The sequence below is a fragment of the Aliifodinibius sp. S!AR15-10 genome, from assembly GCF_031569985.1.
Classification (GTDB): domain Bacteria; phylum Bacteroidota; class Rhodothermia; order Balneolales; family Balneolaceae; genus JAMQKA01.
This window is the reverse complement of the sequence record NZ_JAMQKA010000038.1, coordinates 46,701-59,148: the sequence shown is the minus strand read 5'-3', so window position 1 is coordinate 59,148 and position 12,448 is coordinate 46,701. Positions and strand designations below refer to the sequence as shown.

Annotated in this window: 9 protein-coding genes and 1 rRNA gene; 7 read left to right on the top strand and 3 right to left on the bottom strand. The window is 46.1% G+C overall.

The genetic code is table 11. The annotated features are described in order from the left end of the window. The first annotated feature begins 4 nt into the window (after positions 1–4). From rrf to NC796_RS19535, 5 genes are all read left to right on the top strand, one after another. Positions 5–116, top strand: a 5S ribosomal RNA gene (rrf, locus tag NC796_RS19555). A 315-nt stretch (positions 117–431) separates the two neighbouring features. Beyond that, complete coding sequence (locus tag NC796_RS19550; protein WP_310686920.1) at positions 432–3,713, top strand: CotH kinase family protein; 3,282 nt, start codon at positions 432–434, stop codon at positions 3,711–3,713. A 90-nt stretch (positions 3,714–3,803) separates the two neighbouring features. Then, positions 3,804–4,574 (top strand): polyphosphate polymerase domain-containing protein, encoded by a 771-nt coding sequence (locus NC796_RS19545; RefSeq protein WP_310686919.1) that lies wholly within the window; start codon positions 3,804–3,806, stop codon positions 4,572–4,574. A 3-nt stretch (positions 4,575–4,577) separates the two neighbouring features. Continuing rightward, complete coding sequence (locus tag NC796_RS19540; protein WP_310686917.1) at positions 4,578–5,264, top strand: DUF4956 domain-containing protein; 687 nt, start codon at positions 4,578–4,580, stop codon at positions 5,262–5,264. Between the two features lie 4 nt (positions 5,265–5,268). Then, positions 5,269–6,357 (top strand): HlyD family efflux transporter periplasmic adaptor subunit, encoded by a 1,089-nt coding sequence (locus NC796_RS19535; RefSeq protein ID WP_310686916.1) that lies wholly within the window; start codon positions 5,269–5,271, stop codon positions 6,355–6,357. A 1,020-nt stretch (positions 6,358–7,377) separates the two neighbouring features. Here NC796_RS19535 and NC796_RS19530 read toward each other — a convergent pair. Continuing rightward, positions 7,378–8,088, bottom strand: coding sequence for a DNA-binding domain-containing protein (locus tag NC796_RS19530; protein ID WP_310686915.1), 711 nt, complete (start codon positions 8,086–8,088; stop codon positions 7,378–7,380). Between the two features lie 1,212 nt (positions 8,089–9,300). On the opposite strand from NC796_RS19530, the gene NC796_RS19525 reads away from it, so the two are divergent. Together NC796_RS19525 and NC796_RS19520 are read left to right on the top strand one after the other, a co-directional pair. Further along, positions 9,301–9,990 carry an NAD-dependent deacylase gene (locus NC796_RS19525; RefSeq protein ID WP_310686914.1) on the top strand — a complete coding sequence of 230 codons (690 nt, stop codon included), beginning with the start codon at positions 9,301–9,303 and terminating at the stop codon, positions 9,988–9,990. A 72-nt stretch (positions 9,991–10,062) separates the two neighbouring features. Next, on the top strand, positions 10,063–10,971 hold the full coding sequence (locus NC796_RS19520; protein WP_310686912.1) for a GDSL-type esterase/lipase family protein: 909 nt from the start codon (positions 10,063–10,065) through the stop codon (positions 10,969–10,971). Positions 10,972–10,973: 2 nt separating this feature from the next. Here NC796_RS19520 and NC796_RS19515 read toward each other — a convergent pair whose 3' ends face one another. Both NC796_RS19515 and NC796_RS19510 read right to left on the bottom strand, forming a co-directional pair. Next, positions 10,974–11,657 (bottom strand): hypothetical protein, encoded by a 684-nt coding sequence (locus tag NC796_RS19515; protein WP_310686911.1) that lies wholly within the window; start codon positions 11,655–11,657, stop codon positions 10,974–10,976. A 92-nt stretch (positions 11,658–11,749) separates the two neighbouring features. Next, complete coding sequence (locus NC796_RS19510; protein WP_310686910.1) at positions 11,750–12,439, bottom strand: SDR family oxidoreductase; 690 nt, start codon at positions 12,437–12,439, stop codon at positions 11,750–11,752. Positions 12,440–12,448 lie beyond the last annotated feature (9 nt).

Genomic DNA, 12,448 nt, shown 5'->3' with positions numbered 1-12,448 from the left:
TTGAGGAGGTGAGCCACAGCGCAGGGGCCCCACCCGTTCCCATCCCGAACACGGCCGTTAAGCCCTGCCGCGCCAATGGTACTGCCACAAGGCGGAAGCGTAGGTCCTCGCCTCCTCTTTTTTTATTATTCCCCCCACACCACGGCTTCCCAACAGGAAGCTTTTTTTGTTTTAAAGTTTATAAGGAGTTGACTTTTGCATTTCTTTTCTTAGCCTAAAAATGGGTGAATTGAACAAATAAGGCTACGTATTTTAATCTGATTTATACTAGGGAATCGACTTAATATTCATCAAAAAAATCCTAAAGAGATTCTAACTTTAAAATTGTAGCAATTTTAAAGGTTTTATTTATTTTATCATGCGTAAATAACCTGTTAAATTTATGATAATTCCTCGTGGCTTTTTCGAATACAAAAGGACTATACGTTGTATTGTCCATATTTCTTTTCACTCCGTTTATAGCTTTCTCACAAAATATTCAGATCAATGAGGTGCTGGCGTCCAATGGGGACGGCATAATAGATGAGGACCAAGACAATGAAGACTGGATAGAGTTATATAATGCATCCAACCAGTCCATAAATTTACAGGGTTACGGTCTTAGTGATGATCCCGATCAACCATCTGAATGGGTGCTACCCGCAGTGACTCTGGAAAGCGATGAATACATGCTGATTTTTGCTTCCGGTAAAGACAGGAGTAATGCAAATTCAGAATTACATACAAGTTTTCAGATAGACCAAGATGGAGAGGAGCTTATACTCAGTGACCCTGATGGAAATATCATCGACCAATTTCCTTCTACTGAAATCCCCACTGATATTTCTTACGGTAGGAAACCGGATGGCGCGGATGACTGGTACTTCTTTGAAGTTCCGACACCCGGTGAGCCCAATACAACAGATGGATTGGGAGAACTCCTGGATCCCCCTTCATTTTCGATGGAGAGCGGTTTTTATCGTAGTAGTTCTAGTTTACACCTCTCCACAGAACACCCTAATTCTGTGATAAGATATACCCTGGACGGTTCAGTTCCAGATGCTACCAGTCCCGTTTACCAAGAACCGATTCAAATTAAAGACAGGACTAATGAACCCAATTATTTGTCCAATATCCGCACTACCCCGGCGGAAGCTGATGACAAAGAGTACAAATGGTACAAGCCGCAAGGGCAAATGTTTAAGGGTACGGTGGTTCGGTCACGCGTTTTTAAAGAAGGAGCTAAGCCCTCAAAAACGGTAACGAATACCTATTTTGTGGATGCTGCCGGAGGTGATCGATATCATTTGCCAGTGGTATCGATTGTGACGGATTCCGTTAATCTTTTTGGGAAGGAAGAAGGTATTTATGTTCCCGGAAAAATTTATGAAGAGAATGGCTTTGGCGAGGGTTATTGGGGAGATCATGCTAACTATTTTGAACGCGGTGATGCATGGGAGCGTCCCGCCAGTTTTGAGCTGTTTGATGAGCAGGGAGAAATTGAGTTTAACCAGGATATTGGCATACGTATTCACGGTGGAGGTTCACGGGCAGTACCCTTGAAATCTTTTAGACTGTATGCCCGGAATGAATACGGGGACAATCGATTTAATCACGAGATATTTCCTCAGCTTCCCTATGACGAGTATGACAGGCTCATATTGCGTAACTCCGGGCAGGATTTTATGGTGTTGCCTACGATGTATCACGATGTGTTTGTACATGAGCTGGTGAATGAACTCAACTTTGATACTATGGCCTATCGTGCAACCATCGTGTTTGTTAACGGGGAGTACTGGGGCATTATGAATTTAAGGGAGCGATATGACGAGGATTACATCGGCCGCACCTATGATGTAGATGAAGATAATATCGATTACCTTGAAAATAACCAGGTGGTTAAGCAGGGTAGTAGTGAACACTACAGTAATATGCTTTCCTATATTGAATCCAATGACCTTTCTGAGGACAAGCATTACCAAGAGGTGAAAACCAGAATGGATGTCAACAACTATATCGACTATATCATTGCTAAAACATTTGTAGCCAATGATGACTGGCCCGGTAACAATACAGATTATTGGCGCTTGCGTACTAACGGATACCAGGAAGGGGCTCCTGTGGGAAAGGATGGGCGCTGGCGATGGATGTTCTATGATGCCGACTACAGCTTCGGAGATAATCTTGATCACTATGAAGCCGACAAAATAGCGACCATTACTGAAGCTAATGGCCCTTCATATCCCAATCCCCCGTGGTCAACGTTTTTATTCAGAAATGTGCTAAAAAATGACCAGTTCAAAAATAAATTTCTAAACCGCTATGCTGATCTCCTGAATACCACTTTCCATCCGTCACAAATTTTACCCTTATTGACGGAATTTGAAGAAAAAATTGATCCTGTCATTGAAGAACATATCGACAGGTGGGGACATCCCACAAGTAGATCGTATTGGGATTTCAATGTCAACCGGATGCGCGAATTTGCCCAAAACAGGAGGACTTATTCCTTAAAACACCTGATGAATCACTTTGGCATTTCAGATACCATACACGTTTCACTGGCAGTATCTTCTGAAGCCGAAGGTCAGGTGAAAATTAACAGTTTGTTGGTTGAAGATGCGCAGAGTCAGAAGGGAAAGGGATATCCCTGGACTGGAACTTATTTTAGCGGAACTCCAATTACGCTTGAAGCAGTTCCCAAACCGGGTTATGCATTTGCAAAATGGGAAGGAGTAGAAACGGAAATAGCAGAAGATTCGGTCATTACGATTTCTTCTTCAGAATCCCAAGAGGTTAAGGCCACGTTTAAGAGGAAATCAATACAAATAACTCCACACAGATTGTCGGAAGGGAATTATGAGTTTAATGAATGGCAGCCAGGCCAGCCGGCCGGAAATTTTCCCGAATCGATGGCTTTTGTGTATATGGGAGAAAATGAACCGGGGATCAGCTCAACAGTTGACGACCTTACTGAAGGTGCCTATAACCTGGATTCCAGGACGCGTATCAATGGACTGGGGCAAAATGGATTTTCGTTTGTAAATACTGAAAACCTGGATGGGAATCCGGGGTATCCGGGCCTTAAACTGGGAGGTGCACTACTGGCGCTCGACACACGGAATTCGTCTGACATCACAGTGGAATGGACGGCCGGTACGGTGGAGCCCAACTCCCGGGTATATAATGTGCGCCTCCAGTACAGGGTTGGAACAGAGGGCAATTTCCAGGATCTGCTTGATGACAATGGAAATCCTGTTGAGTACGAGCGGAATGCACAGGAAGGGCATACAGAGGTTATCGGACCGGTGATGCTGCCGGACAGCCTGGAAGAACAACCGGTGGTCCAGCTGCTGTGGCGCTATTATTTTACAGGTGTCAGGGAAGATCAGGACAGCGGGGCGCGTTCTCAACTTAACATTTCACAAATTCGGGTGGGAACTGCAGAAAATGTAGAGGGACAGATGCCGAAAGAATTTGCCCTGAAGCAGAATTTCCCCAACCCCTTTAATCCCAGTACTGAAATTCCTTATGAGCTGCCGGAACAAAGTCACGTACGTATCGAAGTCTATGATATTGTAGGACGCAGGATTGCCATACTCCTTGACGAAGAGATGCCGGCTGGGCGACATACAGTGAGTTTCAGTGGCCAGAATCTTTCTAGTAGCATTTATTTTTATAGGATTGTGGCCGATAACTTTGTTGAAAGTAAAAAGATGGTTCTAATTAAGTAAGGCTTCCAAGGCTTCCATTCGGGGAAACAAAATCGGGGAGTATCAGAGCAAAGCTCTTGGCTTCCGAAACAGATCAGCACACTTTATAACATGAGCGAAAAGCTTCAAAAAAAGCGATTCGAATATAAATACAGGATTAGCCGGGCAAAAGCGTTGGAAGTAAGCTATTTTGTCAGGCAATACCTGGACTGTGATGCGTACGGTGCCACGCAACCCGACCGGTCCTACCCGGTATATAGCCTATATCTTGATTCTCCCACACTGAAAACCTACCATGACACGATCAATGGAAACAGGAACAGGTTTAAACTGAGAATCCGGTACTATGAATCCTCACTAGACAGCCCGGTGTACCTTGAAATTAAGCGACGGTATGACAAAGTCATCAGGAAAAGCCGGGCACAAATTGATCGAAAATATTTACCGGCACTTCTCGGGGGACAGATGCCGTCTAGGAAGCACCTGGTTAGTACAAGCGGCGAGCAGCTGAACGCACTTGAGCAGTTTTGCTACCTGATGAACCAGATTAATGCACGGTCCCAGGCCCTTGTCCGATATGACCGAGAGGCGTATGAACGCCCAAATACAAACAGGGTCAGGGTAACATTTGACCGGAACGTGAGGATTGAGAATGTGTCGGAAGTCGATTTTTCAACAAGCATGAAAAGTCCGACCAGTGTTTTTGGGGATACGGTGATCCTGGAGGTCAAATTTACTGATCGATACCCGGACTGGCTCCAGGAGTTAATTGAACGGTATCACCTGTGGAGAGAATCCGCGGCAAAATATGTAGACGGTACCATGAGATTGAAAGGCTTTACACTGGAACAAGTTAAAAATATAGATTACCAAATGGTTTAAATTATGAGTGATTGGCTGGTATATGGGGATACAGCTCCTCTTCCTACAGAAATTTCTACACTACTGCTGGGACTACTATTGGCATTTTTATGCGGGCAGATTATCGCCTGGGTATATATGTACACCCACACCGGGTTGTCTTATTCCCGGACCTACGTGAGTTCCCTGATTGTGCTTCCTATTACAGTTGCATTGGTAATGTTGGTATTGGATAATAACCTTGTTACTGCATTTAGCCTGTTGGCCGTGTTTGCTGTCGTTCGATTCCGGAATATCCTGAGGGATACGCTGGACACCGTGTTTATTTTGGCGGTCATTGTAGTGGGCATGGCATGCGGAACGCAAAAATTTACCACGGCCCTGGTCGGTACACTGATCTCATCACTTGCCCTGATTTATATCTGGTTCACTAATTTTGGGTCCCGCCAGCGCTATGACCTGATTCTTAACCTGGACTGGGCCCAGCCTCTTTCAAAACTGGATAAAGTGGAGCTCTTCTTGGAAAGGCATGCATTCAGGATTTCACTTGCATCCCAGCGTTCTTCAGAGGAAGAAAATGTAGCTCATCTCTCCTACAGGCTGTTGCTGCGAGATTCAAACCAGGTGGACAAGCTGCTGCAGGAGGCACGAGATCTAAACGGAGTTTCTAACGTAAGCAGCTTAAAAGCTGAAGACGAGTCGGAGGTATAAACGGATGTCAGAGAATTTTGAACCTATACGTATTCCATGGAAGCAGCGACTGCAAGAACTGAGAGTTCGAGGCGTACCGGTGTTAGTATTTCTTGTGGTGGCTGGGGTAGTGGCATATCTCTGGTCACAACGAATACATTCGCCCGAATATATGGGCAAAGTGGTTGGGGAACGCTCTGTTATTACTTCACCGGAAAGAGGGCGTTGGGTCAACTTCAGGTATTCCCAGTTCGATGAAGTGAAGCAGGGAGACCTGTTGGGGGAGATCGTCATTACGGATACGGCACTGGTAAACGCCCGCCTAGATGTGATCCGGCAGCGTATGATTGCCATCCGGGAACAGATGACGCCGGCTATCGATAACCAGCGGGCCCAAATCGATTTCGAGGGTCTCCGCGTTGAGCTGATGAACCAGCGCATAACCCTGGCGCAAACCGAGCTGCAGCTGCAGCGTGCCAAAACAGATTTTAAACGAAGCCAAAAGCTATACCAGGATTCCGTAATTTCGGACAGGCAGTACGATTCTTTGCTAACCGAAGTCGAAATGCTGGAGGTTCAAAAGCAAGAGACAGAGAAACTTATCCAGGAGCTTCAAAATCGTATTGAGGAGCTCAACAGGTATAATAATTTTGGCGGGGAGGAGCCCGCTAACCCGGTAATGGCCGCCATCAATGTGCAGCAAAAGGAGTTGCGCGCGGTGGAACTGGAGTTGGAGCCACGTCCACTCTATGCCCCGATGGATGGAGTCATAAGCAGAATACATCAGCCCAATGGAGCGTACGTTGACGCAGGATCCCTGCTGCTGGAAGTAGAGTCGAAACAGCCGCAGCATATTGTTGGGTATGTCCGCCAGCCGTTCAAAATCTCCCCGGAAGTGGGCATGAAAGTGCAGGTACAAACCCGGCGTCCCGGCAGGGAATCTTTTACCACAAACATTGTGAACCTCGGCGGGCAGGTAAGGCTCATTGAACCGGGGCTGCAACGCCCGGGAATGACAACAGAAAGTGGCCTGCCGGTAGAAATCTCATATCATAATACGAGTGATATTGACCTCAGACCGGGTGAAATTGTTGATTTTGAGTTATTGCATTGAATTATATCGTGGCATTTGCTTCCGACCCGACAGTCTTGGGGGGGAGATGGTTCTTTTTCAAAGGGAGTAGCCAGAAGCACGTATGCAATCACTTGAGGTTATCCAAAGGTCTAACTTGATAAGAAGTCACCTAAGTAATTAGAGCTTACTTAAAAAGTCACGCCCACCTTTTCTGAGGAAGAGGCGTTCCATTTTGTGTGAACAAATCCGCTGACTGAGGGCTAAGAACAAGAGAGTTCTAATTATCATGTTGCGTCTTATTCCATTGTGGTATTCATTTTTTTAGTGATAAAAAAACGAATCACCGGCTGATGTAAAGCTAACCTGAAGGGCACTACGTTCCGCTAAAAAAATCACAGATTTTTTCTTTTACGCTTCCCTCCGTTTCCTTCCGGGCGGTCACCTTTACAAGGCCGGAAGAGACGAGTGACCAAAGATGGCTATGTCCCCCTAAATCCGGAAAATCTCTGCAACCAGATTGGAGAAAAGTGGGGAACGTGCCAAAGCAGGTGATGCGTTCACTGGTGACTTTTTTTGGTGTCAGTTTTTAAGTTTCGACCACCGTCTGGGAGGGACTTTTTCGGAGCCTATTCAGAACTTTGAGTTATTATTTACCCCGGAGTTCCTTATTTGAGAAGGAGAACGGGAGGATTGACTGGTAAATTTGGAACCAACCAATACCTGGATTTTTTAAGGACCCATCTTTTTAAACGGACTTTTATAAACTGTCAATTGCCGTTCCTCCTCATACCTTTCATAGGATGGTATATCGTTTCCCTCAAATCCTTTAATAGTATTAATTGTATTGAGACTATCGTCTCAGTACATACGAGATAATCGTCTTGGTATGTCTGAGATAGTCGTCTCAGTGGGTATGAGATAATCGTCTCAGGGGATATAAGATGTTTATCTCAGGATGCATTAGGTAGAATGAAAAACCAGGAAAGCCCCCTTCTCAGTCAGGAAAAGGGGACTAATGGCATGCATAGTGCAATAGAATCCTTGACGCTGTCCGATGCATTAGTCAGGATTGACCACGGTCAGTTCTTCCGGCAAGATACCTTTACGAATTTTTGATGTATCCTTGATTTTACTGCGAACTTCCAAACGGTACATACCGGTCTCCAGGTCCGGATTTATGAAGACCAGCTCTTTGGGTTTGTTCTTTATCATATTGGATTCAACCGGTATTTCACTGTTGTCGTCAATATTAACGAAGAATATACCCTGTTTGGGATCCTTGGCGTCAAATTTCAGGAGGGTACCGGTGATGCGGGCACCGCCTTTTGGAGTGACACGTTGATCCTGCAAATCGGTTTCGCTGTCGTGAAGGTGCATCGGTTCCGGTTTCCGCTCACGGGGCGCAATCTTCTCGGTTGGGATATCGTTCGTGATACCCTTCAGTCGCAGCCCGGGCGATACATTGATGCTAACCTGATGCCGGGCGGGGTCAAAGTTGTCCTCTTTCCCGTCAAATACCCCGCGAACAGTGGGACGTATATTGACAAGCGGTGTGATCACTGAGTTACCCTGTGCCACCAGCCTGATGATTCCCCTGGTGACCTCCTCAAAGCCGGCCAATGCCTCTGCTTTGGTAATGGTTGAACCCTCTCGCGTCATATGTTCAAATATATCCTCCAGGGTGTAACTTTCTGGGTTACGGCTGACAGCTATGTAATTGTTGGGATCGTCGGTCATGTGATTTGGTCTCAGGTAAAATTGTAATGCCATTGTACTGCTTCTCTTTTTTAAATGATGAGTTTTGCCGGTCAACGCAGCGTTCTGTGGCATACCGGGCGCCGCTACCGGAGTGAAAAAAATCGTCGGCATACCATCTCGATGGAGATCATCGGTTGTGACCTCTATTACTATAGATCGCTGAGAAGGGTAATCCTTACAAAAAAATTTTATAAAGGTAACCAGAGGTCAATACCCTGCGTGAACCTGCCCATAAGCCTTAATTAGGGCTTCTCAGACCCCCTTTAAATAATTGTTAGCAATGGGTTCGTGGATTTTACATGCCTTGTGCAAGGTTTTTTGATCTGTTATCAAATTTCAATGCATTTCACCAAGCCCATGAACAGTCCAGTAATCCCCGATTTTAGCAAGAAGCTGCTAACGCAAATAGGTATGTTCATTTTTTGTATGACCAAAAAACGAACCAAAAAAGTCACCAAAAAATCCCAGATATTCTCGTTTTTAGGCTTATTAGAGACCATTGCTTTTCTACTCCGTTCGCTTTAAACAAATTTATTGCAGGGATTTTCTGGACTTTTGGGGGGGAAGCCATCGTCCGGGAATTATGGTTTTTTCAAGCATAAATCAGACTTTTTGAGTAGGCCCTACTTAAGAAATAGTCACCCTAATAATTAAGGCAAGATCAATCTCCCTAAAACCCTCTACCGTCAGTAGTCGGTCAGTGCTCCAAGAGGGATTTTTTCAGAGCCTATTTAAGAACTTTGAGTCATATAGTATAGTCGGTGCAGGTACTTGGAATAGCTTGCCCCAAACACTTTCGGTAAGGACAGGAGGATTGACCGATAGGTATTGAGCCTGAAATTTTTAGTGATCCATTTTTTAAACGGACTTTTAAGACAGCTTCACGAGATATGATATAAAAGGTACTGGTGGAGTCCACCTTTTCAACGGCAGCAGCACTTGCGCTAATAGGAGGCAGGCTGTATGTTTCGCTGAAGATTAATTATACCAACGTGTTTAGGGGTTAGGTTAGATGGCAAAGAACCAAGAAATATCCTCTGTGTCATCCCGGACTCCCGACAGCAGTCGGGAAACTCGTGTGGGCACCAAACGCTGATCTATTGAGGGCTGAAATCAACGGCAGAAGCCCTGCGAGATCCTGAAACAAGTTCAGGATGACACAAAGTCTGCTTTTTAACCACTAAACGCGTTATACCAAACCTTTAATAGCGGACTTTTTGACCAATGAAGAAAATAATTGTACTGACCGGGGCAGGAATGAGTGCCGACAGCGGCCTGCAAACATTTCGCGGTTCCGATGGCCTCTGGGAAGGTTATGATATCAAAAAAGTGGCTACCGTGGAGGGATGGCGGAAAGATCCCGAACGTGTACTGGAATTTTATAACAAGCGACGCAGGCAACTCTACGATGTCGATCCGAACAAAGGGCACAAGGCGTTGATGCGACTTGAATCTAAATTTGATGTGACCATCATCACGCAGAATGTAGACAACCTGCATGAAAGAGCCGGCTCTTCCGATGTGCTGCATCTTCACGGCGAACTCAGCAAGGCTAGAAGTGTGAAGGATAAATCGCTGGTGTATGAGATCGGTGATGACGATATAGAAATGGGAGATACCGCAGAAGACGGAGGCCAACTGCGACCGCATGTCGTATGGTTTGGGGAGATGGTACCTAACATGGAAAAAGCAGCCCAAATTGTGCCCAAAGCAGATACATTGATCGTTATCGGCACTTCGCTGGTAGTCTATCCTGCGGCGGGACTGGTAGACTATGCCCCTTCCGATATTCCCAAATATATTATCGATCCCGAGCGCCCGGACATCATGCCGGCAAAGGGATGGCAACATTTTGAAAAGACAGCCGCAGAAGGAACGCCTGAGCTGGTAGATCAATTATTAAGTGATCATTAACCTAAATATTGGATGACTAAATCCTTATTTTAACAGGCTTTATTCACCAAATTAAATTAGTAGAAAACATACATGTCTAACGCCAAAGCGTCGAAGAAAGAAAAGGAAGTTTTAGAAACATACCTGCTTCAATTTCTGAACCTTGAGAAACGATATCCATTACTGCCTGGCATCCGCAACACCAAGGCGATGGCGGGGTTGCTGGGACTTGATGAACAGGAACTCAAGGAAAACAGAACCAAGTTTGACCAAAATGCCAAGGAAGCGGCACTTGAACTACTGGAGGAAGAGAAGGTAGCGCAATGGATCGATGAACTGCCCTTCGATAGTGACGATACAATTGTTGCGATTGGTGATTCAACCACCGACGACCTGCAGAGCTGGTTTAGTATCCTGGGTTATGCCCTGGAGATATCGGTGCCTGAGGCAGATTTTACGTTTGTAAACAGTGGCGTTTCTTATGATACGAGCACTGATGCCCTCCGCCGGCTCGACAGAGATCTCGCAGCACATGAACCCGACTGGGTGATTGTCTCCCTGGGGACCTTCGATGCCGCCCGCATGAACTTGACGCCCGACCGTACGCTGGTTCCACTGGCCGAATACTGGGAAAATACCAACGCCATTGAAGATGTGACAGCTGAGTTGACGGACAACCCCGTCATCTGGATTAGTCCCCCACCCGTAATGTCGGAGATGCTGGAAGATTTCCGCCTTTTCAATTTCAATATCCAGAATGAGGATCTGCTAAAATACCGGGAAATCCTGAGTGGTAAGAAAGGGTATATCGTTGATCCACGAGGCATGAGAATGGGCGAAGATGAACCCGAAGCCTGGAACTATCTCAATGATGGACTCCATCCTTCCCTTTCCGGGCATACCAACACGGTGCGAGAATTGCTGAAAGTACTTGCCAAAAGTGAAGGAGTAGAAGGGGCAAGTTTTGAAGCCCCTGATGACTTTGATCTTAACGACCAGTAAGTCTATAGTTGGAGCTGGAAGTTTACCAGATCGATTCCCACTGTTGATTGTACTGAAATATCGGAACTGTTGATTTCCGTTTGGTAAAAGATAGTGGGATTCAGCAAATTGATGCTGTAACCGGATGTCTGATCAGCGAATGAGATCATTCCTTGTTGTGGCGAACTGGCGGGCGTGGCAGCAGACTGGAAATCACCCGCTCTTCGTGCCAGCAGGAAAGTATCGATCAGGCCAAAGCCAAATCCGGCCCAGGCGCCGACGCCAGCCCCGTACTGGAGCCCCTCCTCAATCGCCCGGTCTGCTATAAGATTAAAAGAGGTGGCCACAATGGCACCACCAGCGGCGCCGTAAATAGTATCCAAAAGTACGATGATCGTGGAGTTGTCCCCGTCATTAAACGTTCCGGAGACGTAGTACTGCTGGCCTGTTGAGGTTTGAGATATATCATAGATGCCTACCGACAGTCCGTAGAGCGTCCCGGCTCCCAAACCGACCCGCAATGGCTCATAAAAGTCGTTGGAGTTTTGAAGGGCCATGGTAGCCCCACCAAGAATAGTACCGTTTACTGCCCCATTTAGCGTGTTTCCACCCAATATTTTAATGGTTTGGGCCTGGCTAGATTGGATCTGGAAAAATGAAACAAGCAAAAAAATGACTATAGAAATCTGTAGATGTTTATACTTCACGACTCTCAACGTTTGTTGTTGATTGAATTTCGTTAGCAAAGGTAGTAAATCTGACTCTTCATCCCAATTTGAGAGAAAAAGCCAGAGGGGGCTTACCCGGGGTCTGCAAGCGAAACGGGAAGTACCTTGCCGTTGTAGAAGGTGGACCCATTCACAGCAAAATCGGCCAGGTAATTCCCCATCTGCTCAGCCGTAACAGGGGCATCGAAATCAGGGAAAGCGGCATTAAACATTTCGGTCTCCACGGCTCCAAGGCATAGTGCATTCACGGTGATGCCCCTGTCAGCCAGTTCAACGGTCAGGCATTCGCTCAGGGTCGTCAAGGCGCCCTTGGCAACGCTGTATGCCGAAAGTCCCGGAAACTTGGCGCTTTCCTGGTAACCGCCCATACTGCTTATATTGATGATGTGTGAACCCGCATCAAATTGTGGGAGCATCGCTTTGGTAAGTCGTACAGCCGAAAGGAGATTAACCTCGATCATATTTTGCCACTCGTCCATGGTGAGCTCTTCAAACGGTTTGTTGATCAGGCCGCCCGCATTGTTAACCAATACATCAACTTTGGCGAAAGTGGATGAGATATGCGAGGATAACTGGTCCACGCTTTCGTCATCAGTAAGGTCTGCTACGAATGTATTGATTTTGTGCGGTACTTCCTGTTCAAGGGTATTCAGCAGGTCCTCACTACGTGCCGTACCTACGACGGAATGTCCTTCTGTGGCCAACGTTTTGACCGTGGCATAGCCAATACCACGACTGGCCCCTGTAACAACAATATTCATAAATGGTAA